General features: G+C 61.7%; 12 protein-coding genes. 6 read left to right on the top strand and 6 right to left on the bottom strand.

Features of this window, described 5'->3' with window-relative positions:
* Positions 1 to 135: 135 nt before the first annotated feature.
* From ACT9T4_RS24505 to ACT9T4_RS24490, 4 genes are all read right to left on the bottom strand, one after another.
* Positions 136 to 3,936 (bottom strand): DUF637 domain-containing protein, encoded by a 3,801-nt coding sequence (locus ACT9T4_RS24505; RefSeq protein ID WP_499119423.1) that lies wholly within the window; start codon positions 3,934 to 3,936, stop codon positions 136 to 138.
* 123 nt (positions 3,937 to 4,059) lie between these two features.
* Complete coding sequence (locus ACT9T4_RS24500; RefSeq protein ID WP_042553409.1) at positions 4,060 to 4,917, bottom strand: PoNe immunity protein domain-containing protein; 858 nt, start codon at positions 4,915 to 4,917, stop codon at positions 4,060 to 4,062.
* Complete coding sequence (locus ACT9T4_RS24495; RefSeq protein WP_499119421.1) at positions 4,914 to 11,912, bottom strand: two-partner secretion domain-containing protein; 6,999 nt, start codon at positions 11,910 to 11,912, stop codon at positions 4,914 to 4,916. Before ACT9T4_RS24495 ends, ACT9T4_RS24500 begins: the two co-directional genes overlap by 4 nt.
* 26 nt (positions 11,913 to 11,938) lie before the next feature.
* Positions 11,939 to 13,630 (bottom strand): ShlB/FhaC/HecB family hemolysin secretion/activation protein, encoded by a 1,692-nt coding sequence (locus ACT9T4_RS24490; RefSeq protein ID WP_499119419.1) that lies wholly within the window; start codon positions 13,628 to 13,630, stop codon positions 11,939 to 11,941.
* Positions 13,631 to 13,825: 195 nt separating this feature from the next.
* On the opposite strand from ACT9T4_RS24490, the gene uvrD reads away from it, so the two are divergent.
* The 4 genes from uvrD (at position 13,826) to ACT9T4_RS24470 (ending at position 19,013) form a co-directional block, all read left to right on the top strand.
* Entirely contained in the window at positions 13,826 to 16,027 is a 2,202-nt protein-coding gene (gene uvrD, locus ACT9T4_RS24485; protein WP_179539498.1) for a DNA helicase II, read from the top strand.
* Positions 16,028 to 16,140: 113 nt separating this feature from the next.
* Positions 16,141 to 17,238 (top strand): TRAP transporter substrate-binding protein, encoded by a 1,098-nt coding sequence (locus tag ACT9T4_RS24480; RefSeq protein ID WP_499119417.1) that lies wholly within the window; start codon positions 16,141 to 16,143, stop codon positions 17,236 to 17,238.
* Between the two features lie 225 nt (positions 17,239 to 17,463).
* Positions 17,464 to 18,321 (top strand): Tim44 domain-containing protein, encoded by an 858-nt coding sequence (locus ACT9T4_RS24475; protein ID WP_042553413.1) that lies wholly within the window; start codon positions 17,464 to 17,466, stop codon positions 18,319 to 18,321.
* Positions 18,322 to 18,605: 284 nt separating this feature from the next.
* Positions 18,606 to 19,013: an SMI1/KNR4 family protein gene (locus ACT9T4_RS24470; protein ID WP_499119415.1), complete on the top strand. Its 408-nt coding sequence runs from the start codon at positions 18,606 to 18,608 to the stop codon at positions 19,011 to 19,013.
* Between the two features lie 203 nt (positions 19,014 to 19,216).
* Here ACT9T4_RS24470 and ACT9T4_RS24465 read toward each other — a convergent pair whose 3' ends face one another.
* Both ACT9T4_RS24465 and ACT9T4_RS24460 read right to left on the bottom strand, forming a co-directional pair.
* Positions 19,217 to 20,980, bottom strand: a complete 1,764-nt coding sequence (locus tag ACT9T4_RS24465) for a cation:proton antiporter (RefSeq protein WP_042553415.1) — start codon at positions 20,978 to 20,980, stop codon at positions 19,217 to 19,219.
* Between the two features lie 581 nt (positions 20,981 to 21,561).
* Entirely contained in the window at positions 21,562 to 22,293 is a 732-nt protein-coding gene (locus ACT9T4_RS24460) for a tetratricopeptide repeat protein (protein ID WP_499119413.1), read from the bottom strand.
* Between the two features lie 153 nt (positions 22,294 to 22,446).
* On the opposite strand from ACT9T4_RS24460, the gene ACT9T4_RS24455 reads away from it, so the two are divergent.
* Together ACT9T4_RS24455 and ybaL are read left to right on the top strand one after the other, a co-directional pair.
* Complete coding sequence (locus ACT9T4_RS24455) at positions 22,447 to 22,929, top strand: acyl-CoA thioesterase (protein WP_042553417.1); 483 nt, start codon at positions 22,447 to 22,449, stop codon at positions 22,927 to 22,929.
* A gap of 188 nt (positions 22,930 to 23,117) precedes the next feature.
* Complete coding sequence (ybaL, locus tag ACT9T4_RS24450) at positions 23,118 to 24,812, top strand: YbaL family putative K(+) efflux transporter (protein WP_042553418.1); 1,695 nt, start codon at positions 23,118 to 23,120, stop codon at positions 24,810 to 24,812.
* Positions 24,813 to 25,369: the final 557 nt, after the last annotated feature.

Raw genomic sequence — 25,369 nt, 5'->3', positions numbered from 1 at the left:
CATCCTCCCTAGTAACGTATCTGCGTATCGCGCTGACATAAAACGCGTCCTCAACATGCGGCCCTCTAGCGACGCGAGCACATACGCTCTTGTAGGAGGGCCATTTTGGGTTTACACCCGCACGTTCAAATTGATTTATTTTTTGGGCCATGGCTCCACCTTAATTTCTGCTTGACCTGTTTTACTGGGTGCTGGCAAACCGACTTTAACGGTAACGCCTTGGACTTTGACTCCACCGCTTTGCAACGCGGACTCCAATGCTGTAGCCAACGCAGGATCAGATTGGGTTATCGAACGATTAGCCAACCAGCCTCTCAATCTTGTCTCCGGATCTCCATGGGGCGTACGTGCCCCATTCACGCCGTTCACAGAAGACTTCGCATCCATCACCATCACTGTGATCGTATCGCCATTGATCGCAACCGCGCAGCCATCGCAGCCGTGGTTGCTACTGTTTTGCAGAGGTTTGAAATTGAGTCCGGTTTTCTCGTTAAGGGTTTGCAGGGCCAGTTGCTCGCCCAACACCCCATCATTTACAAGCGAACCGGTCTTCCAATTGGGAAGGTGCGACAGCGGGATACTTTCAAATGTCTGCCCAAACAGGTCTTCAACCGAGCTGAGCTTGGGGGGGCTTATTGCATCAGGGGTAACCTGGCCCGGCCCTTTTGGACCCTCAATCCTACGCTCCGCCTCAACCTGCCCAGCAAGATTCCCGCCAGCCTTAGGCCGCAATCCGTTTGCGGTTTCAAAGTAGAAAACCCCATGCGACGACACTACTTCGGTATTGCCGGTCTTGGTGTTGAGCACTCGGCGATAACCATCCGGCAACCCGCCAGCTACGTTGAAGGCAGCACCGGCGGAACCACCCTCACGGTAGTGGTCGGGTAGGCCGGCCACCGATGTGCCACCGCGTCCTTGCTTGGGATCCAAACTAGGAGCCTCCGCCTCCAGCTTGCCCTTCGCAACCGGGCCGGCCTCCCAGACATCTGCGCCTGACCTAGGTAGTTTTCTCAGCGCACCACTGCCACCACCTGCAAAGTTGAGCGCAAAGTTGGTTTCCCAGTGCGCCTCGACTGTGGCAGCGGCCTCGGGATTACCCTGCAGGCGATACAGGGCAGCCTGGATCTGTGCATCATCACGGGCTTGGGTGTAGCTCGCGTAGGCCTCGTTAGGCTGGAATGCAGTCTGACGTATGCCATTGGCGATCTGTTCACTAGTCGAAAGCGGCTCGGTTACCAAGCCTTTGCCTAGCTCATACGTACCTACAACAGTGTCGCCTACGGCAGTACCTACGCCCTTGCCGATGCCAACCAGTTGAGCCCCAACGCCAATACCGCCGCTGTAATTGAGGTTGTTCCTGTAGAAGTCCTGATACTCCCAATCGGAGGATGACCGACCGATCAGGTGCTCTGCATTGATCTTGCTATCGAAGAAATCGGTGTGGTTGGACTCGTAACGCTCCAGCAAACCAAGTGTTTCTGCAGCGGTATAAGTTCGTTCGCCTATTTGCGGAACATCGCTGACTGCTTCGTAGCGTTCCGCCAGCGGTGCCAGTGCCTTACCCAGATTCGATAAGGTCGACTCTTCTATCAGTACCTCTTTACCGGCGATGGTCGACCGCCAGTCTTTGTCGGTGTAGTAGGTAAAGGCCTCAGCCATGCGACGACTGGCCTCGTCCTCACTAATCCCCTCCTCTTGGGCCAGTTGTTTGGCCTGACGCTTGATCAGGCGAACCTCTTCGGGGTGCATCTGGCGGTTGTAGGCTGTCGCGTTCTTCGCCAGTTCAGCAGCCTTAGCTAGATCACCGCCCGTAGCGCTCGCGGCAGCCACACCGACCAGCTGGGAAACAGCCAACTCAAGATTCTTGTCCTGTTTTATCTGGCCTGACAGCTGTTCGACCAACAGCTCGTTTGCACCAGCGGCCAAGGCGCCAGTCGCAAAATCGCCACCCGTCGCTTCGCTCAACAAGCCGCCAATCACAGCGTGCAGCGCAGCTTTCTGTGCACTGCCTTCGGCCCAGTTGACGTCGGCCCACTCACCCAGACTGTCGCTCCAACGACCTTCTGCAAAATCGCCAGCGAAGGTGAAGCCGGTCGCCTGCATCAGGTGATAAACCTGATTGGTCAACGAGCCCTGCAGGTTGTCCGAGAAACTGCCACCCTGAACCGCCGTCTGAGCCGCGGCCTGTACGGTGCCTTGCACGCCAAGGTAAGTACCGAACTTGCCAACATCAGATGCGTTGCTTAGGTCGAAACCCTTGGTCACCTTGTTGACGTTGTCGCCAGTGACACCAAAAGCCTGATCCAGCATGCCCGAGGTGAACCCTGCGGTAACCGCTGTCACCGCGTAGCCTTTCAGCGCATCACTGGAGGTGATGTCCTTGAACACGGCACCGAGATCACCACGATTGTTGATCGTGCTGATCGCTGCGGTGCTTGCCGCCGACACCGTAACCGCAGTTGTCGCGGCGCTAGCCGCCGATCCCACTGCAGCAGCAGTGGCGCTACTGGCTCCTGCTGCACCGGCCGCTCCCGCAGCAGATGACCCAGCACTCGCGGCTAACCCACTCGCCGCCCCCGCCGTGAAGTAGGCCACGATGATGGCGATCACGATGGCCGCCGCCCCACCCAGCCCCGAATGGCTGTACTTGAAGCTGTCGTGGATCTCCTTCACGCGATGCCAGTCCACGTCGCCGCGTTGCTCGGCGGCTTTGAGCCAGGCCAGTTGCGGGTCGGCGTCGACCATGGCATCGATGGTCTGGGTGACGGTCTGCTGGTCGACGTCCTTGATGTCGATGTTCAGGCCTTCCACCGCTTTGATGGCGATTTCACCCTGGGCGATCATCTGGGTCTGCAGCAGGGTTTCGTCGGTGGTGCCCTTGCCCTTGGCAGACGTCCACACCAGGCTGTTGCTGCTTTTCTCGTGGCTCTCCTGGTCCAGGTCCTTGACCGCTTCGAAGGTAATGCCACCGCCGCTTTCCAGCGTTAGGTCGGCGCCGCTGTCCAGGCGCGCGCGCTGGTACAGCTGGTCGCCAGTGCTGGTCAGGGTGAGGTCACTGCCGGTGGTGATCTCGGTGCCGATGTGGCGGATGGTGGTGACTTCGTCACGCCGCGTGGCCTTGGCGCCGAAGGAGCCTTTGGACTGTTTGTCGTAGAGCGAGTAGTCGCTGTTCTGCGCGGCCAGCAGGTTGAGTTGCCCGCCGCTGTAGAGGTAGGCAGAACCACCCGCATCGATGCGGCTGGCGCTCAGGTTCATGTCTTGGCCGGACACCGCACGGAAATCACCACCAGCGCTCAGCTCGCTGGCGATCTGGGTGACGCTGTCCTGTACGGCCTCGACCTTCTTGCCGCCGCCTTTGCGCTTGGCGTCGTAGTGGTACTCATTGGCAGCGGAGGCGATGGTCATGCTGCCACCGGCCTGCAGGGCCATGTCGCCCTGCGCCGCGACCTTGCTGCCAACGATGGCCATGTCTCGCGCTGCGACCGCCTGCAGGTCACCGCCGACTTGTACGTCGCTGCCGTACTGGTCGATCTGCTGGCGGTTGCTGTAGTTGCGCGCGTCGTAGTAGCGCGAGGTGCTATTGTCGGTTTGCTGGCTGGCCAGTAGCAGATCCTGACCGGCCTGCAGTGCGGCATTGCCGCGGGCGGACAAGGCGCCGCCGACATTGAGCAGATCGCGCCCGGCCACCATGCTCAGGTCGCCTTCGGCTTCGATGCGTGCGGCGCTGTCGGCCATCTGCCGCTGGTGCTCGTAGGCCTTGCCGTTGGAGGACTGGTGGGTGGCGACGCTGCGCTCGTTGATGATGTCGTTGCCAGCCTGCAGGCTGACGTCGCGGCCGTTGATGATGCCGCCCTGGGCGTTGCGGATGCTATCTTCAGCCAGCAGTGAAATAGATGCAGTTGATCGAGCCACCACACCGCGTGGCAGGCGGCTCAATCCCATCGCTGTTTTTTAAAGAGCGCCAAATCCTTCAAAACGGAAAACGACGGATTACGCTTCGCTAATCCATCCTACGACTGTTATTCCGTCTCACCGTGTTGTTATTCCGTCTTACCGTGTTCATCTTCCGAATAACCGGGCAAATATTCCTAGCTTGGATTTCGTTTCAACACGTGCTGGGTGAGTACTTGGCCCGTCCGGGCGCAAAAGGTCTCCGGGGTAGTGCTCGTGCCCCAGGCAAAGGCTATCGTCCAGCCCGAATGCCTTGACGGCAGCTACTGCCTCAATGCACCAGCGGCCGAAGTAGCTGCCCATCTCTATGGGGTGTTTTTCCGGATCACCATAAATGTACCACCACAGTTCATCCTTGCCCTTGCGCTTCAACTCCGCATACCAATGATCGACGAAGTCACGCAATAATACGGCCTGCTGTTCTTCCGGTGCATTTATCGCTTTCAGCAGGCGCCCATAGGGTTTTGGATGTAGAAGCTGCGTACCAATTTTCCTATCGGACTGCCGGCTGGCAATTACACGATCCAGTAATGAGTCTTCTCCCTCACCGCCAATTAATATCAAGAGGCGCTGCCATTGATCGTCAGCAATATCAAGCGTAAGTGCAAGCCCAACGAGCCAAAAGCACCAATTATAGTGATTAAGAACCGACAAGCTGAATATCCAAGAACGACAGGCATTCAAATCGTGCTTAGCACATATCTCAGCAGAGAGCCTCTCAGAAAGCTCCCACATATCGAGCAACATCGAATATAGATCTTTTAGTTCTGATACTTGATCTCCCCTAGAGTAAATCCGAAAAATCAATCGCAAAATGTCTTTCGAAATATCAAATGTAAACTGAGGGTCATATTCTGGATTCTTTGATTCAGCAAGAAGCATTGCCGAACGCTTCTCCAGCCTTAGATAATCTTTTACGATCCGATCATTCCAGTAATCAATTCTAGCTAACGCGTCACGAATCATGGCTTCGCTCCAGCAATATTATCTTTAGCGCGCAATATACTAGATGTATCAACTGCCTTCACCCGCCCAAGCGAATCAAGAACCTGAATCTCGGTGGATCCGTTACGCGTGGTTGTGACTACCCAAGTCTCCGTACGCCCCATCTGAATGGCGTCTGTTATGTCTGCCGCTCTATCTTGACCAACAGCATTCTCAAGTCGCTCGGAGCTTAACGTCCAATTTGCGCTCCCTTGACGGCCATCTTTTGTATATATGAGCCCAGAAGAGCCTCCTTTATCGTAATCCCCGATGAATTTGTATTCAATTACGACATAGTCTACGTCCGGATGATTCACTTTGTACAAATCATCTATACCATTTGTTCCCACGCCCTGCGAACGTGCCAGCTTTTCGCCGCGAGGCACTATTTTTTGAACGGTAGTTTCGCCTAATACCTCCGCAACCACCCGTTTCTGATCATTGCTGAGTACCTTAAGATCAAGTATGGGCTTACCATTCAGATCAACCACACCACCGCTTTTCACTAAAGCCTGCTGCGCCAAATCATCAATTACATGGTCAAGCCTCTTACCAACAGCTTCAGCAACTTCCGCGCTAACTTTTCCGCCCGCTTTACCTAATGCTCCAGCTGTGCCGGCGCTAGCCACAGCTGTAACAGTACGCAGCAGCAGCATAGTTTCCTGAGCGGTGGATACGTCCATGCCATAAATGGTATTGAGCTTGCTGGAGATGTCTTCGTTGAAAGCAACTGCTGAGCCTTCACCCAGAGCATTGCCGGTCTCGTGAAAACTATCCACAATCCCCTCAGGTGTGCTCTTGATACCCTCCCAAAGCCCCTTAATTACAACGCCCGGCTGTTCAAAAAGCAGCTTGCCTAATTCGACTGTATCGTTCTTGAGGGAGATACCGGAGTCTTGAAGTTCTTTTACAACACCAGTGCTAAGGTCACGGCTGATTCCGCTCTGCACAAACTCCTGATAAAACGCCGGATCAGACGTATCGGCAAACATCTCTGGGCGGAATAGTTGTTGGCCTTTAGCGGTAAATAAAGCCTGTTGCTCACCGAGATCGTTCGTGAACATCTGATCGGAACTTTCCAAGAACGCTTTTGCACTGCCGTCATCACCGTCACTAAGTAATCCCCGCCATAGGTAGTCAACATCCTTGAGGGCTTGCTGACTCAGCCGCTCCAACGCCGCCTGTTCACTGATCCCCTCCTGATCGGCAAAGCGCTTGGCATTTTCCCTCAGCCACTTTTCTTCGACCCAGTGTAATTGTCGGTTGTAAGCTGTCGCATTCTTCGCCAGCTCCGCAGCTTTATTGATGTCACCATCGGTTGCGGTAGCAGCTGCCACACCGATCAACTGTGAAATTGCCAATTCAAGATTTTGGTCTTGCTTTAGTGCTTCAGAGAGCTGCCCTACCAAAGCCTCATTGGCGCCAGCAGTAATGGCCCCTGTTCTAAAGTCTCCTCCAGTTGCCTCGCTGAGCAGACCGCCCACAACAGCATGTAAGGCGGTCTTTTCAAGACTGCCCTCCTTCCATGTTTGCGCAAGAGCAACATCACCCGCGAAATTGAACCCCACGGCCTGCATCAGCTGATAGACCTGATTGGTCAACGAAACCTGCAGGTTGTCCGAGAAACTGCCACCTTGGATCGCCGTCCGGGCCGCCGCCTGTACGGTGCCTTGCACGCCCAAGTAGGTACCGAATTTGCCGATATCGGATGGGTTGCTTAGGTTGAAACCCTTGGTCACCTTGTTGACGTTGTCGCCAGTGACGCCGAAAGCACTATCGAGCACGCCGGTCGTAAACCCGGCAGCGAACGCGGATACCGCGTAGCCCTTCATTGCATCCGAGGATGTAACATCCTTGAACACCGCACCCAAGTTGCCACGATTATTGATCGCGCTGGTTGTCGCGTTGGTCGCAGCGCCGACAGCCACGGCCTGGCCAACGACCCCCCCGTATGCTCCTGCAAGCGGCCCTACAATCATTGACATGGCAATAGCAATGATCAGCTGTGAAGCCGGCCCCAATCCAGAATGCTGGTATTTGAAGCTTTCATGAATCTCTTTTACCAAACGCCAATCAACATCTCCTCGCTGCTCGGCCTCCTTCAGCCAAGCCATCTCCGGGTCAGCTTTGACCATGGCATCAATGGTCTGGCTTACGGTCTGCTGATTGACTTCCTTGATGTCGATCTTCAGTCCCTCGACCGCTGAGATCGCGATCTCACCTTTAGCGGCGAGTGCACTCTGCAGCACTGTCTCGTCGGTAGTTCCTTTCCCCTTCATCGACGTCCAGAAGGCATTGTTCTTGCTCTTCTCGTGGCTCTCCTGATCCAGATCCTTCACCGCCTCGAAGGTGATGCCACCGCCGCTTTGCAGCGTCAGGTCGGCGCCGCTGTCCAGGCGCGCGCGCTGGTACAGCTGGTCGCCAGTGCTGGTCAGGGTCAGCTCGCGGCCCGTGGTGATCTCGGTGCCGATGTTACGGATGGTGGTGACTTCGTCACGACGCGTGGCCTTGGCGCCGAAGGAGCCCTTGGACTGTTTGTCGTAGAGCGAGTAATCGCTGTTCTGGGCGGCCAGCAGGTTGAGTTGCCCGCCGCTGTAGAGGTAGGCGGAACCACCCGCATCGATGCGGCTGGCGCTCAGGTTCATGTCTTCGCCAGACACCGCACGGAAATCACCACCTGCGCTCAGCTCGCTGGCGATCTGAGTAACGCTGTCCTGTACGGCTTCGACTTTCTTGCCGCCGCCTCTGCGCTTGGCGTCGAAATGGTATTCGTTGGCAGCGGAAGCGATGGTCATGCTGCCACCGGCCTGCAGGGCCATGTCGCCCTGCGCCGCGACCTTGCTGCCAACGATGGCCATGTCTCGCGCAGCGACCGCCTGCAGGTCACCGCCGACTTGTACGTCGCTGCCGTACTGGTCGATCTGCTGGCGGTTGCTGTAGTTGCGAGCGTCGTAGTAGCGCGAGGTGCTGTTATCGGTTTGCTGGCTGGCGAGCAACAGATCCTGGCCGGCCTGCAGTGCGGCATTGCCACCGGCGGACAAAGCGCCGCCGGCATTGAGCAGGTCGCGCCCGGCCACCATGCTCAGGTCGCCTTCGGCTTCGATACGTGCGGCGCTGTCGGCCATCTGCCGCTGGTGCTGATAAGCAGGGCCGCTGCCAGACTGGTGAGTGGCGACGCTGCGCTCGTTGAGGATGTCGTTGCCAGCCTGCAGGCTGACGTCGCGGCCGTTGATGATGCCGCCCTGGGCGTTGCGGATGCTGTCAGTGGCTAGCAGTTGCAGGCGCTGGTTGGCCTGCATCAGGCCGCTGTTGCCAATGGAATCGGCCTGAATGCCAAGGTTGGCGGTGGCGCGCAGGGTGCCCGCGTTGTTCAGGTCACCGCCGCTGATCAGGGTGAGGTCGCGGCCCTGGACCAGCGCGCCATTGGCGGCCAGGCGGCCTTCGGCCTGAGCCAGGTAGACAACCGGCGCCAGCACTTTCTGGCCATTCACCTCGCGCTCTTCCATCCACACGATGTCGTGGGTCAGGGCTGCGACCTGCTCGGCAGAGAGGCCCACGCCGACGGACAGTTGCAGCGCTTGCTGGCTGGCGATGGCGTTGTCCATCAGGTAGCGGAACTGCGCTTCGTCGCTGCTCAGCCCGGCGATGAAGCGTTGGCCGGTACGGGCGAGTACCGCCTCGCGGATCAAGCGCTGCTCGTAGAGACCATCGCCAAGCAGTTTCTGGACGTTATCGGGGTTGTAGTCGAGCTGATCGAGCAGGTAGCTGGAGTTCAGGAAGTTGCCCAGCTCGGCGAACTGCGGATCGGTTTCGATCAGGTAGGGGTGATCGGGGTTGGTGTTGAGACTGAACAGCCCGTTGCTGCCTGTGGGCAGCGCGAAGCCTGGCAGCCCCAGGGGGTCGACCGCCTGCTGGGCCAGATCAGCCGGAAGCTGCGGATTGAGCGTAATGGCGGTGGCGATATCGCTGCCTGGCGCCGTGGTATCGACCCGCGTACCACCGCCGAGGTAGGCGTAGCTGGGGCGGATGACGCTGCTGTCGAAGCCGTCTGCAGCGCTGACGCGTACATCACCGCCGCTCTGGATAACCGCCGCGTAGGTTTGCCCATCGACGTTGACCCGTTCCACCGTGTTGGCGGGCAGGTATTCACGCTCCATCGCTCCGATGACTCGGTTGAGGTTGGCCTCCAGAGACCCCAGATTGCGGGACCCGGCATGGTTCGCGTTGAAGTTCTCGACCAGGCCACGGTAGTAGTAGTAACTGGGCTTGCGACCGGACACCAGAACACGGGTGGTGTGCACTTCGCCGGTTTCCAGGCCGATGTTATCGAGGCTGCCGAGCTGCATTTGCAGATCGCCGGCCGAGGCGATGGTGCTGCTGCTATTGGTCAGGCTGTCGCCGAGCACGTTCAGCGAGCCGCCGGCGGTGATGTGCGACGCACCGCTATCGGCGGTGACGATCAGGCGGTCATATTCAGTGAGCTGCCAGACACCGACCTTGCGGCCGTTGCTGCCCAGTTCGCAGTCGCCACCGGGGTTGTAAGGCCCGCGACAGGCCAGCTCGGTGAACACGGCATCGTACTTGCCCTGTTCGGTTTGCAGTTCGTCTCGCACGTTGGCGATCACGGCGGCGCGCAGGCTCATGTCGCCCGCGCTGTCGAAGCTGCCGGAGCGGTTTTCGATCAGGCTGGCGAGACCGCCCTGGGCATCCTTGGCGATGCTCAGGTTGCCCAGGCTGTAGAGCGCAGCGTTGCGGTTGACGAGGCTGTCTGTCAGCACCTGCATGTTACCGCCGCTGAATACCAGGCCACCGTCATTGCGGATGCGGTTCGCCTGCAGCAGCAGATCGCCTCCGGCACCGAGGGTGCCACGGTTATCGAGGTCCTGCGCGGCAATGCTCAGCCAGGCACCGGCGGTCATCCGCCCCTGGCTGACCAGTTCGCCCAGTGCGCTCAGCCGTCCGTAGCCGCCGCTGCGTAGCTGTGCATCGGCACCAAGGGCGATGGCGTCGGCCTGCAGGTCGAGGTTGCCGAGCGCCAGCAGGCTGCCGTTGCCGCGATAACTCCCACTCAGGCGCAGATCGAGATTGCCGTTGGTTTCGATGCGGCCATCGTTGATCCAGCTGTCGCCCGAGGTGCTGAGGCTGTTGACCGCCAGCAGGCCGCCGCTGGCGGTCTGGGTCAGGCGGTCGATATCGAGGGTGAGGGACGCCGCCTGCAGCAGGCTGGTGTTGGTCCACTCTTCGGCGCTCAGGCTCACCGCGCTGTTGGTGATGAACTCGCCGCCTGCCTGGCCGAGCAGCGCCATGTCGAGGCCCAGTCCGCTGGTGCCGAGGTGGCGCACGACGCCGCCCTGGTTGCTCAGGGCCGGGGTGTCGAATGTCAGGGTGGCATTGCCCACTTCCAGCAGGCCGTCATCGTTGTTCAGGCGGGTGCCGATGTCGAAGCGGCTTTCGCCCGTGCTGCCCAGGGCGCGCAGGCGGCCACCAGTATTGCTCAGGCTGTCGGCCTCGATGTCTAGGTGGCTGCCGGCTTCGACCAGGCCACCGCTGTTGTTCAGGGCGGTCGCTACGCGCGCCTGTATGGCGGCGCCAGCGGCCAGGGTACCGGCACGGTTATCCACGGCCTCGGCTTCGATCGCCAGGGCCTGACCAGCCAGGGCGCTGCCCTCGCGGTTGTCGAGGGTGCGGTTGTCGAGCGTCAGGTTGCCCTGGGCGAGAATCTGCCCATCGCGGTTGTCGAGTGCCTCGGCCTCGAGCGTGGCGCTACCCGCAGCAGCGATCTTGCCGCCCTGGTTGTCGAGTTTCTGCAGGTCGGCGTTCAGGGTGCCGTGGCTGGTCAGTTGGCCGGCGTTGCGGACGCTACCGCCCGCCAGTTGCAGGTGGCCGGCGCTGTTGGCACTGCCATCGGCACGCACGCCTGCTTCGAGGCTACCGGCATTGTTCAGTTGCTCGGCCTGCACCGCGACCTGCCCACCGGCGGCGAGGCTTTCACGCACCGCCACCTGCTTCGCTTCGACGCGGGCGTTGCCACCGGCATAGGTATCGCCCTCGAGGTCGACCTGTTCGGCCACCAGGGTGGTGTCGCCGCGGGCCGCACTGCGGTTCATGCTCAACTGCCCATTGGCATCGATCTGAATGTCCCCGGCACTGGCCGCCATGTCGCCAGCCAGCTTCACGCCAACGCCCGCCTCGGTGCCCACCAGGCGAATCGCCCCGGCGTACATGCCGCCCAGGGCGGTGCTGTCGATGGCCACCTGAGGCTTGTCACTGCCGTCGTCTGCCTTGGCGGTAGCCTGCAGGGTCGCGGCATCCACGTCATTGCGGCCAGCCACGATATTCAGGCGATTGGCGTGGATCTCGGCGTTGATCCTGGCGCTGCGGGTGATCAGGTCGAACTGGTCGACGTTGCTGGCATTCAGGCCGGCGCCTTCGATGGCGATGTCGCCGCCATCGACGTCGAAGCTGCGCAGTTGGCCATTCTCGACCACCGGCGCACCGGTGCTCAGGGTCGCCCGCGGGGTATTGATGAAGCCGCAACCGTCGCAGGTGATGCCGTGGGGGTTGGCGACGATGACATGGGCGCCCTGCCCGGCCACCTCGGTGTAGCCCTTGAGCTGGCTGCGGTTGCTGCCGGTGACCTCGTTGAGGATGACGTTGGCCGCGCCGCCCTTGAGGTTCGGGTTACCGGAGATGTAGCCGCCCAACTGGCTCTGAATCAGTGCCTGGGCACCGTTGTTGAGGATCAGCCCCTGCGGGTCGACGTTGTAGTCGGTGAATTTGTTGTGCGACAGGCCGCTGCCATTGGGCGTGGCGATATTCACTACCGGCACGCCGTTGCCGGCCTGGCCGACGCTGGTATTGCCACCGGCGGCGCCGTCCACCGCCAGATCGGCAGCAAGGCTGGTAAGCGGGTCGAACAGCATCACGCCAATCAGTACGCGGGCGATGGCACGATTCAGGGGGCTGCGAACGTCCATGTGGATAACTCCATTACGCGTTGAAATCAGAAAAAGACATCCAAGCGGAAATACACCGGCCGTTCACCCTCGGTGAAGGCATCGGGGCGTTCCAGGGAATGTGCGAAGGTCACCGACGCGGCCAGGTGCTCGCCACGGGCGCTGAGTTCCAGGGCATGGCCGCTCATTCGCCCGCTGGCACCGCTGTTGTGGCTGTCGTGGCTGATCACGCCGACGTCATAGGCCAGCGCGGCGCCGTACTGCTGCACGAAGGGCTGCAGCGGCTCCCAGGTGACCGGGCGGGTCCAGCGCAACTGGTTGCGCCAGTAGCCGCCGCTGTTGCCGGACAGTGATTGATCCTTGAACGCACGTACCGAGTTCAGGCCGCCGATGCTGATGCGTGCGGGGCTGAACAGTTCGTCTTCGCTCTTTTGCCCGGTGGCCAGGCTGTCGAAGCTGAAGCGTTCCCCCCAGAGATTGAAAGGCTGCAGATAGCTCAGGGTCAGGGTGTACTTGTTGTAGCGGGCAACGCCCTGGTCACCTTGCGGGTTGCCATTGCTCTGGGCATCGAAGGCGCCAATGCCGCGCTGCCAACCGGCGTCGAGGTTGACGAAGCCCGTGCCGATGCGCCGCCCATGGTTGAAGCCCAGCTGCCATTCACTGAGGCGATGGCTGGACAGGTCGAGCCGATTGTCGAGAAGGAAGTTGTTGCTACGCACGTGGCTCAGGCCGGTGCTGAAGGCGGTCTTGCTGACACTGTCCCGGTGCAGCACACGCTCGGCACGCAGCCCATGGTTCTGGTAGTCGCCATCGGTTTTCACGGCGAACCCGTTGAGGTCGGCGGTGGTGCGGTAGTAGGACTGCCCGTAGTTGTAGCTGAACGTCCACCAGCCGTAGGGCACGCTGTAGTTCAGGCTCTGGCTGTGGGAGTGCCGGTAACTGTCGCTGACCGCATCGCGCGACGCGCGCAGGCTCAACTGGTCGGCCAGGCCGAGGGGGCTGTCCCAGTCCAGGCCGATGCCCCACTGCTGCTCGCCGGTGCTGAGCTGGCCATCATTGTGGCGGGACAGGCTGGCGCGCCACGGCTTACGGCGTTCGCCCTGCAACTGCACGCGGCTGCCACCGACCTGCTGGCCTGGCACCAGCTCCAGCTTGGCGAAACGTGAAGGCAGGCGGTTGAGGTTTTCGACCAGTTGTTCGAGCTCGCGCAGGTCGAGCACCTCGCCAGCCTCACCCGGGAAACTCATGGCCAATTCGCGATCACTGGCCAGGGCCGAGCTGTCCAGCCCTTCGAGGCGACCTTCGACGACGGTGATCGTCAGGGTGCGGGCGGACAGATCCTGCTGCGGCAGGTAAGCACGCGTCGTGACGTAGCCACGGTCGATGTAGTGATTGGTGATGGCCTTGAGCAGACCGTTGAGCTGGCTGACGCCCAGGCAGGTATCGGCAAAGGGCGCGAGGATCGCCGCGCGGTCGGCCTCGGACAGGAGGCTGGCGCCGCTGATCTCGATCTGTTCGATGGCGAAGCAGCGTTCATCGCCAGGTGCCGGCTCGGCGGGGGCTGGCGCCTCGCGACCTGGCAGCTGTTGCAGCTCCTGCAGGCGCTGTTGCTGCTGCTGCAACAAGCGTTCCTGACGATCGCGGATCAGGTCCTGATCACCCGGCGTCTGAGCACCCGCGAGAAGAGGAAAGAACCCCAGACAAAAGCCTACCCATGCAACTCCCTTGAGCACCGCCATGCATCCCTACCTGTAACGAAAATCGATTGATCGCTACGACGGCCTGAGCCCCGCCGGGTTCCCCGTCGGCTGAAAAAACTGCTGAACGGTTATGCCAAAGTGTTGCCGGGCTCGCCCATACGCAATGGCTGAAAGCCGCGCCCCATCCGGCCAAGAGCGCTTGTGATGACGTGCCTACCCCCCTAGAATGCCGCGATGCAAAATGACCTCGATCAGCGACTCACATCCCTCAATCCAGCCCAGCACCATGCGGTCACCACACCGCCTGGCCATCAGTTGGTGCTGGCCGGTGCCGGCTCAGGCAAGACGCGCGTGCTGGTGCATCGCATCGCGTTCCTGATCCAGCGGCTGGACGTCTCGCCCCACAGCATCCTGTCGGTGACCTTCACCAACAAGGCCGCCGCCGAGATGCGTCATCGCATCGAAGAAGTGCTTGGGCAGAGCCCGGCCGGTATGTGGGTGGGGACCTTCCACGGTCTCGCGCACCGCCTGCTGCGTGCCCACTGGCGTGAGGCCGGGCTGGCCGAGAACTTCCAGATTCTTGACTCCGACGACCAGCAACGGCTGGTCAAACGGGTGATCCGCGAACTGGGCCTGGATGAGCAGCGCTGGCCGCCGAAACAGGCGCAGTGGTTCATCAACGGGCAGAAGGACGAAGGCATTCGCCCGCAGGGCATCCAGGCCAGCGGCGATCTGTTCCTGGCGACCATGCGCGGCATCTACGAGGCCTATGAAGCAGCCTGCGCCCGCGCCGGGGTCATCGATTTCGCCGAGCTGCTGCTGCGCGCCCTGGATCTGTGGCGCAACAATGCGGGCCTGCTGGAGCATTACCAGCGCCGTTTCCGGCACATTCTGGTGGACGAGTTCCAGGACACCAACGCCGTGCAGTACGCCTGGCTGCGCATCCTCGCCATGGGCGGCGAAAGCCTCATGGTGGTGGGTGACGACGACCAGTCCATCTATGGCTGGCGCGGCGCGAAGATCGAGAACATCCAGCAGTTCGACAGCGATTTCGCCGGTGCCGAGATCATCCGCCTGGAGCAGAACTACCGCTCCACGGCGAACATCCTCAATGCCGCCAACGCGCTGATCGCCAACAATCAGGGGCGCCTGGGCAAGGAGTTGCGCACCGATGTCGGCGACGGTGAACTGATCAGCCTGTACGCCGCCTTCAACGAGCACGATGAAGCCCGCTACGTGGTCGAAACCATTGAGGATGCCTTGCGCAAGGAAGGCCTCAAGCGCAGCGAGATCGCCATTCTCTATCGCTCCAACGCCCAGTCGCGGGTGCTTGAAGAGGCCCTGCTGCGCGAGAAGATTCCCTACCGCATCTACGGTGGTCAGCGCTTCTTCGAACGCGCCGAAATCAAGAACGCCATGGCCTATCTGCGCCTGATCCACCAGCGCGGCAACGACGCGGCACTGGAGCGGGTGATCAACGTACCGGCCCGTGGCATTGGCGAGAAGACGGTGGAAACCCTGCGCCAGTTCGCACGGGCCAACGAGCTGTCGATGTGGGCCGCACTGCACGAGGCGGTGGGTACCAAGGTCATCGGCGGGCGCGCCGCCAGTGCCCTGAATGCCTTCGTCGAACTGGTCGATACCCTGGCCCTGAAGGTCGAGGGCATGCAGCTGCACAGCATGGCGCAGCTGGTCATCGAGCAGTCCGGCCTGCTGGCCTATCACCGCGACGAGAAGGGTGAGAAGGCCCAGGCTCGGGTGGAAAACCTCGAGGAACTGGTCTCCGCCGCTCGCGCCTTCGACTCCTACGAGGGTGAGGAAGGTGACGAGGAGCAGACACCGCTGGCCGCCTTCCTCGGCCACGCCTCGCTGGAAGCCGGCGATACCCAGGCCGCCGAGAACGAAGACAGCATCCAGCTGATGACCCTGCACAGCGCCAAGGGCCTGGAGTTCCCACGGGTATTCCTGGTTGGCATGGAAGAAGGCCTGTTCCCCCACAAGATGAGCCTGGAAGAACCCGGCCGTCTCGAAGAGGAGCGCCGCCTGGCCTATGTCGGCATCACCCGGGCCATGCACAATCTGGTGATCAGCTACGCGGAAACCCGTCGCCTGTACGGCAACGAGACCTACAACAAGGTGTCGCGCTTCGTGCGCGAGGTGCCTGCGCAGCTGCTGCAGGAAGTGCGTCTGTCGAACAGCGTCAGCCGCCCCTACGGCAGCGGCAGCCGCAGCATGAGCGGCAGCAGCCTGTTCGCCGGCAGTTCGGTACCGGACACGCCGTTCAGCCTTGGCCAGCACGTGCAGCATTCGCTGTTCGGCGAAGGCACCATCCTCAACTTCGAGGGTTCGGGGCCCCAGGCACGGGTGCAGGTGAACTTCGAAAGCGAAGGCACCAAGTGGCTGATGCTGGCCTACGCCAAGCTGGAAGCGTTGTAAGAGCCGGCGACAAGCGGGCTGTGCAGCAAGACAAGGCGTGCTGGCCGTAACGGCCGGCGCCCGATAATAAAAGCAATCTGGGCACGCTGCTCGACACCTCAAGGGAGAACACGATGAACCGCCGTAACCTGTTCGGCGCCGCTGTGGCGCTGCTCGCTGCCGTCGGCCTGGCCGGCTGCAAGGAAGACACCCCAGCGGCCGGGCAAAGCGCTGCCGCCGCGAAAGCCGAGACCTTCCACTGGAAGATGGTCACCTCCTGGCCGAAGAACTACCCGGGCCTGGGTACTGGCGCCGAGCGTCTGGCCGAACGCATCAATGCCATGAGCGCCGGGCGCCTGACCGTCAAGGTGTACGCCGCCGGTGAGCTGGTGCCGGCCTTGGAAGTGTTCGATGCAGTGTCCCGCGGCACCGCCGAAATGGGCCACGGCACGCCGTACTACTGGAAAGGCAAGGTTCCGGCGGCGCAGTTCTTCTCCTCGGTGCCGTTCGGCCTGTCGACCCTGGAAATGAATGCCTGGCTTAGCAAGGGCGGCGGTCAGGCCCTGTGGGACGAGACCTACGCACCCTACGGCGTGAAACCGCTGTCGGCGGGTAACACCACCATGCAGATGGGCGGCTGGTACAATAAGGAAATCAACTCCCTGGACGACATCAAGGGCCTGAAGATCCGCATGCCGGGCCTGGGTGGCGAAGTCTGGACCAAACTCGGCGCGATCACCGTCAACCTGCCCGGCGGCGAGATCTTCACCGCCCTGCAAACCCACGTGATCGATGCTACCGACTGGGTCAGCCCCTACAACGACCTGGCCTTCGGTCTGCACAAGGCAGCCAAGTACTACTACTTCCCGGGCTGGCAGGAACCGCAGGCCGTGGTCGAGTCCATGGTCAACCAGAAGGCCTTCGACAGCCTGCCTGCCGACCTGCAGGCCATCGTGGTCGAAGCCGCCCGCGCCGCGACGCTGGACATGATGGACGACTACGTCTTCCACAACGCCAAATCGCTGGCTCAGTTGAAGGAACAGGGCGTGGCGATCAAGCGCTTCCCCGATGAAGTGCTGGCGGCGATGAAGCGTGAGTCGCAGACCGTGCTCGAAGACCTGGCAGGCCAGAACGACCTCAACGGCCGCATCTGGAAATCCATGAAGACCTTCCAGGACGAAGCCACGCCGATGGGCGCCGTGACCGAGCAGGAGCTCTACAACTGGCGTTGAGGCAGCTAGCTGGCCCCAACGCGGGCTGGCTTGCCAGGCGTCGATGAGCGGCGCTGATACGCGATACCGTGAATGAAACGGAACCTGCGGGTTCCGTTTTACGTCCACCCTTGCAGCGCCAGTCGCTGCGCTGGGCAAAAGCTCGAAACATTCTGTTGCTGGTCATGCCGACCAGCCACGGGCAAGATGCTCGTCAGTGTTTCAATAACCAAGAGAAAACCGATAATGCAGCGTTTCCTCAGTATTGCCCTGGTAGTTTGTCTGGGCCTGTCCTTTAGCTTGACTGCCGACGCCAAGCGTATGGGCGGCGGCAAATCCTTCGGCTCCGCGCCGAGTCACCAGACTCGCCAAGCCACACCTCCATCCCAGCCCAACGCCAACGCCGCTGCGCCTGGCCGTACTCCGGCTGCCGCCAGCGGTGCTTCGCGCTGGCTCGGCCCGCTGGCTGGCCTGGCCGCCGGTGGCCTGCTGGCTTCGATGTTCATGGGTGACGGCTTCGAAGGCCTGCAGATCATGGACATGCTGATCTTCGGCCTGATCGCCTTCCTGTTGTTCCGCTTCCTGGCCGCTCGTCGCCAGAAGCAGCAGCCGAATGTGGCGGCTGCCGGTGGCGCTCCCTTCCAGCGTGAAGCCCATGGCCAGCCGCAGCCGGCTCAGCCGTCGATCTTCGGTGGCAGCAGCGCTGCTGCGATCAAGCCGGTGATCAACGCACCTGCCTGGTTCAACGAGCAGAGCTTCATCAATGCTGGGCGCGAGCACTTCCTGAGCCTGCAACAGCACTGGGACGCGAACGAGATGGACAAGATCGCCGAGTTCGTGACCCCGCAACTGCTGGAGTTCCTCAAACGCGAGCGCGCCGATCTGGGTGATGGCTTCCAGTCCACCTACATCGACAACCTCGACGTGCAGCTGGACGGTGTCGACGACCACGCCGACAAGACCATCGCCACCCTGACCTTCAGCGGTGTATCGAAGACGTCGCGCTTCGACCAGGGCGAAGTCTTCAGCGAAAGCTGGCGCCTCGAGCGCGCGACTGGCGACAACCAGCCCTGGCTGGTGGCCGGTATCCGCCAGAACGGCTGATCCCACGCGTGACGACAAAACCCGGGCTTGCCCGGGTTTTGTGTTTTTCGCCCCCGGACTTTGGAACCTGTGCGGCGTCGCCCGGTCAGTGGCAGCGAGGCCCATGCAATTGCCACATTCCGACCGACATGGCGTTTTGCCTTTTTGCGACTTGTGACTATTTTCCATTCAGCGTAAAAAGCTGCGCTATTGCAGAAGCATCCAACCGACGACAGCCGTTCGAGCGCTCGTGCGTTGCGTGCTTTCCAAATCCCGAGAATCGCCGACCTCTACTGGAGCCGCCCGTGGAAGAAGTCATCGAACAACTGCGTGAACTGAACGAACCGGTGCCGGTACCTCTGGAGCTGCCGGAAGAAGAACTGCTGGTGGAGATCGAGGAACAGATCCTCATCAACCTGCCATTCGAGCTGCGCGAATTCCTGCTCAAGGTCAGCGACGTGGTCTACGGTCGCCTGGAGCCGGTCACTGTCACCGACCCGCAGTCGCACACCTACCTGCCAGAAGTGGCCTCGGTCGCCTGGTCACTGGGGGTATCCCGGGAGCTGGTGCCGATCTGCGAAGATCAGGGCAACTACTACTGCGTCGAGCAGGACGGCACCGTGCTGCTGTGGGATGGCGAAGAAGAAGACCTCACCGACGACAGCTGGGACTCGGTCTGGCATTGGGTACGTGAAGTCTGGCTGGAGGAATGACAGCCGCTGCAAGCTGCCAGACGAGCATTCGGCGCCGACCCAGCCTGGGCAACCTGGCATCGAGCGCAGCGATACGCAAGAGAGCGCCAGCACTTCCCCCCGCCCGGTGACCTGCTGTAGCAACGCAAACGCAAAGCCCCGTGCTCGCTTTCACGAGTACGGGGCTTTTTCTTGCAGCTTGTGGCTTGAAGCTTGTCGCTGCCTCAGTGATGCCCGGGAGTCTCGGGCTTGTCGAGCGTTTCGAACAGGGCGATCTGCAGGCGCGTGTGCACGCGGATGAACCAGCGCCACAGCACGGCCACCACACCGGCGGCGACGACACCGACCAGCAGCAGCATGTCGTTGGACGGCAGGATGCTCGACGACAGCGCGGTCAGCAGCACCATGATGCCGACCAGCGAGAGCAGCGGAATCACCTCGGAAATCACCTTGCGCACCCGTGCCGTATGACGACCGGCCTTCTCCTGGCGCACGCCCATCTCGGCGAGCAGCATGGAGAGCGCCTTGATCTTGCGGTACGCCGCGATCAGGCACGGCAGCGACAGGATCAGCGCCGCGCCCCAGATCACCGCCTTGCGCAGGTTCTCCTGATCGAGCCACTGGGCCAGCCAGGCGCCGATCTGCGTGGCGAAGAAGGCGATGCCGAGGAAGATCGCCACCACGAACGCCAGGTTGACCAGCACCTGCAAGACGATCTTGCGGATCATCCCCGCCAGGATCGCGCCCTGGCCTTGCGGCTGGATGCTGCGCAGCCACTCGCCATACAGCGAGAACACCCGCGATACGCGCTGCGGCATGACCTTGCCCAGGCTCACCGCCAGGGGATCGGCCGAGCGGATCAGGTACGGCGTGGTCAGGGTGGTGATCACCGATACCGCCACCGCTACCGGGTAGAGGAAGTCGCTGGTCACCTGCAGGGTCATGCCCAGGGTGGCGATGATGAAAGAGAACTCGCCGATCTGCGACAGGCCCATGCCGACGCGCAGCGAAGTACGCCCGTCGTTGCCAGCGATGAAGGAGCCCACGCTGCACGAAACCACCTTGCCGACGATCACGGCCACGGTGATCACCGCGATCGGCCAGGCGTATTCGACCAGCACATTGGGGTCGAGCAGCAGGCCAATGGCAACAAAGAAGATCGCGCTGAACATGTCGCGCACCGGTTCGACCAGGCGCTCGATCTGCACCAGCTGACGCGACTCGGCCATGATCGCGCCGATCAGGAAGGCGCCCAGCACCATGCTGTATTCGAGCTTGACCACCAGCAGGCAGAAACCGAAACACATGCCCAGCACTGCCACCAACAGCATCTCGTTGCTTTCGAACTTGGCCACGTAAGCGAGGATGCGCGGCACCAGAATGATACCGATGACCAGGGCGACGATCATGAACAGCGACAGCTTGCCGACGGTGGCGAACACCTCGCCGGTTTCCACGCTACCGCTCAGGGCGATACCGGACAGTAGCGCGATGATGCCGATACCGAGGATGTCCTCGACGATCAGCACGCCGAAGATCAATTGTGCGAAGCGCTCGTTCTTCATCTTCAGGTCGCCGAGCGCCTTGATGATGATGGTCGTCGAAGAAATCGCCAGGATCGCGCCGAGGAACAGCGAATCCATGGTGCTCCAGCCGAAATAGCGGCCGATCTCGAAACCGATCCATATCATCAGGATGATTTCCAGGAACGCCGCGATGAAGGCTGTGGCGCCGACGTTGAACAACTTGCGCAGGCTGAACTCCAGCCCCAGGCAGAACATCAGGAATATCACCCCCAGTTCGGCGAGGGTGCGAATGGTCTCTTCATCGTGGATCAGGCCGAACGGCGGCGTATGCGGGCCGATCAGGAAGCCGGCGAGGATGTAACCGAGCACCACCGGCTGCTTGAAGCGGTGGAACAGTACGGTGACCACGCCGGCCACCAGCATGATCACCGCTAGATCCTGGATGAAGCTGATGGCATGCATGAGGAAACTGCTCCTTGTTTTGGGGCAGGCACAAGCGAGCTCGGGCGGCTGCTCGATGGCTCACGTGAGCCTGCTGAAGAATGGGGGTCATTGGCCCGTTGCTGGGCGACTTTGACCGCAGGTTAACATCCGAGCCGTACCCGCCGCGACGTGGCAATATTCAGAAACATTTGCCACAAAGCGCACGGCACATGCGGTCCCGCTGGTACTGCAGAAAGACGCCCGACGCCGTTTGCAGGTCACTGCCCCTGCATCGGCCGGAGCGATTCACCGGCATCGAGCACGCCCCCACGCGCCCCTGGAGCGACTGCACAGGACCGTCAGCCACCGCTCGGAATCTGCCGCCAGTTGAGGGGGCAAGCCATGAGCTCTCTGGGAGCGTCGGCCTCGGTGCGATGCCGCGCCCACGTCATGAACCAAACCTTTCACTGATCGGCATGACGCGCGGCAGCCAGCTTGCTGGTGATGGTGGCAGGGTCAACCAGCACAGCTCCGCGGCGTACACGGAATGCGGCGAGCCTTCTCCGGTAGCCTGGGCCGAGCGCCGCGATACCCAGGGCACCATTCTGCGCAGCTGCCGATCAACGTTCCTGCTGCTGCGGCTCGGCGCTCACCTTCAGATAGTCACCCGCCACACTGATGCCGGCGCCGCCGTATTGCTGGCATTGCGGGTCGAAGACTTCCAGCACGCGCATATCCAGCCCTTCGTGAAACAGCTCCACGGCGCAGCCCCTGGGCAGGTCGGCTGCGGTCAGCAGGAAATAGGCTTTCTCGCCTTGCAACGCGCCCTGCAGATTACCGATGGCAGCAGGGCCGTACTCTTCGACCTTGCCGCCGGCACGTAGCGGGGAGAAGGATGCACGGTAGCTGCCGTCCGGCTGGCGGGTGATGTCCAGGCTGCTCCACACCGCTGCTCCGGCATAGCGCAGATAGCGCCCCTCCAGGCTGGCGCCGAGGGCCTGGTAGTTCAGCGCGGCGGACACCGAACGCAGGTTGTGGCGAGTGGCCGTGCCCTGCATGCCGTCGTCCAGTGCCAGGTTCAACCAGGCCCTTGCCTGGCCCGGCTGCTGGAGGCGCAGACTGGTCACGACCAGATTGTTCAGCGCCAGCTCGCGGGCGGCCGCGTCGTCAGCCTGTTCGGCGCGTCGCAATTGGCGCTCGAAGGCGTCTGCAGCCTCATCGTAACGTCCGGCCTGATAGGCTGCGGTGCCGGCCGAGTTGCACAGGCTGACGCTGTCACAGGGCTGTGGCGCGGCATGGGCCGCGGCGGAGAACAGTGGCAGCAGGGCAAAGGAAAGAAGAGTGCGCGTCATGTGTCTTCCTTGTTGATGGATGAGTGGCCATGGCTCTGAGAGTGAATTGCCCTTACATACGTTGCAGCAATCGAGTACATAGACACAATCGACCACCCAGCGCCTGACGCATCGCGGACAATCGCGCCCTTTCAACCTGATGAGCCAGACACTATGGAACCCGGAAACGCCCAACTGACGATGACCGTTCTGATGACCCCGGACATGGCCAACTTTTCCGGCAATGTACACGGCGGCACACTGCTCAAGTACCTCGACGAAGTGGCCTATGCCTGCGCCAGCCGCTATGCCGGTCGCTACGTGGTGACCCTGTCGGTGGACCAGGTGACCTTTCGCGAACCGGTGCACGTCGGCGAGCTGGTGACCTTTCTGGCCTCGGTCAACTACACCGGCCGCACCTCCATGGAAGTCGGTATCAAGGTGGTCACCGAAAACATCCGCGAGCGCTCGGTGCGTCATACCAACAGTTGCTTCTTCACCATGGTGGCGGTCGACGAAAACGGCAAATCCACCGAAGTACCGCCCCGTCAACCGCAGACCTCCGAGGAACAGCGCCGTTTCGAACAGGGCCACCAGCGCCGCGAGATCCGCCAGGAGCTGGAAAATCGCTACCGAGCGCTCAAAGGCGAGGGATGACGCGGTCTACAGCACTGCGAAGAGCAAGAGACACATTTTGTATAAAGACCTTTTAGTTATAAACAGTATTTTAATATAAACTATCGATCTTTACGGTCGGGCAATCCGACCTCGGCCGCTACGCTGTTCTGCGCTGTATCCCCCTGCAGTGCAGGCATGCCGGGCCCTTCTGTTCATAGGGAGAACGCATGCCTCACCACACACCTCTGATTGCGACAATCGCCGCCGGCTTCGTGCTGGCCTACCTGTTCGGCAGCCTGGCCAACCGCCTGCGCCTGTCGCCACTGGTAGGCTATCTGCTCGCTGGCGTAATCGTCGGCCCTTTCACACCCGGCTTCGTTGCCGACAAGGAGCTGTCCCACGAAATCTCCGAGATCGGCGTCATCCTGCTGATGTTCGGCGTGGGCCTGCACTTCTCTCTGAAAGACCTGATGTCGGTCAAACACATCGCCATTCCTGGAGCCGTGGTACAGATCGCCGTGGCCACGGCAATGGGCATGGGCCTGTCCTGGGCGATGGGCTGGGGCTGGGGCGCCGGCCTGGTGTTCGGCCTGGCGCTGTCGGTGGCCAGTACCGTGGTGCTGCTGCGCGCGCTCGAAGAACGCCAACTGATCGATACCCGCCGCGGCAAGATCGCCGTGGGCTGGCTGATCGTCGAAGATCTGGTGATGGTCCTGGCCCTGGTACTGCTGCCGGCACTGTCCGGTGTGCTCGGTGGCATTCCCCAGGGCGACGGTTCCAGCAGCATCGGCATGCAGTTGCTGATCACCCTCGGCAAGGTCACCGCCTTCGTCGCGCTGATGGTCGTGGTCGGGCGCCGGGTCATTCCCTGGCTGCTGGAGCGCAGCGCCGGTACCGGTTCGCGGGAGTTGTTCACCCTGGCCGTGCTGGCCATCGCCATGGGCATCGCCTACGGCTCGGCGCAGCTGTTCGGGGTGTCCTTCGCCCTTGGCGCCTTCTTCGCCGGGATGATCCTCAACGAGTCGGAGTACAGCCACAAGGCCGCCGAAGATTCGCTGCCGCTGCGCGACGCCTTTGCCGTGCTGTTCTTCGTGTCGGTGGGCATGCTGTTCAATCCGGCGATCCTGCTCGAGCAGCCACTGCTGGTCCTGGGCACCTTCCTGGTCATCGTGCTCGGCAAATCCCTGGCGGCGATGCTCATCGTGCTGGCGTTCCGCAAACCGCTGAGCACGGCGCTGACCATCTCGGTGAGCCTGGCGCAGATCGGTGAGTTCTCGTTCATCCTGATCGGCCTGGGCATCGGCCTGAATCTGGTGCCGGAAGCGGGCCGCGATCTGGTGCTGGCCGGCGCGATCCTGTCGATCCTCTGCAACCCGCTGCTGTTCCTGCTGATCGACCGCCTGCAGCCATGGCTGGATCGCCGCGAGCACACCACGCCAGCCGATCAGGTCAGCGCCGCGGACAGCGAAGACAACGACCTGCACCCGATCAGCGAAGTCGGCCACGCCATTCTCATCGGTCATGGCCGGGTAGGCAGCCGCATCAGCAAGCGCCTGCGTGGCGAGGGCGTGCCGTTGGTGATCATCGACGACAACCGAACCCGCGCCCAGGAACTGCGTGAAGAAGGCTTCAGCGTGGTGCTCGGTAACGCCGCGAGCACCCACGTGCTGGAACTGGCCAACGTCGCCCAGGCGCGCTGGCTGATGATCGCCATCCCCAACAGCCTGGAGGCCGGGCAGATCGCTCTGCATGGCCGTCAGGCGAATGCCGGACTGGACATCATCGCCCGCGCTCACTTCGACGATGAAGTCGATTATCTGCGCGAACACAACGCCGACCTGGTGGTGATGGGCGAACGGGAAATCGCCCGGGTGATGTTCGAGCGCCTGGGGCTGCAAGCACCGGCGCCAATCGCACAGTAGGTCGGCGATTGGTGGCCGTGCCGCCATTTTGCAGAATGGCGGCTAGTGCATCGCCCGCAAGCGGGCTCCTACAGGGCTCTGAATTCCACGCGATGGCATCGGAGCCGGGGGCGTCTAGCCCTTGCCGGCGATTGGTGGCCGTGCCGCCATTTTGCAGAACGGCCACTAGTGCATCGCCCGCAAGCGGGCTCCTACAGGGCTCTGAATTCCACGCGGTCGCGTAGGAGCCGGGGGCGCCTAGCTCTTGCCGGCGATTGGTGGCCGTGCCGCCATTTGCAGAACGGCCGCTAGTGCATCGCCCGCAAGCGGGCTCCTACGGGGCTCTGGTATCCATGCGGTCGCGTAGGAGCCGGGGGGCGCCTAGCCCTTGCCGGCGATTGGTGGCCATGCCGCCATTTTGCAGAACGGCCGCTAGTGCATCGCCCGCAAGCGGGCTCCTACAGGGCTCTGGTATCCATGCGGTCGCGTAGGAGCCGGGGCCGCCTAGCTCTTGCCGGCGATTGGTGGCCGTGCCGCCATTTGCAGAACGGCCGCTAGTGCATCGCCCGCAAGCGGGC

It is taken from the genome of Pseudomonas sp. SZ40, assembly GCF_052958135.1.
The sequence above is the reverse complement of the archived record's forward strand: the minus strand, read 5'-3'. Positions and strand labels throughout refer to the sequence as shown.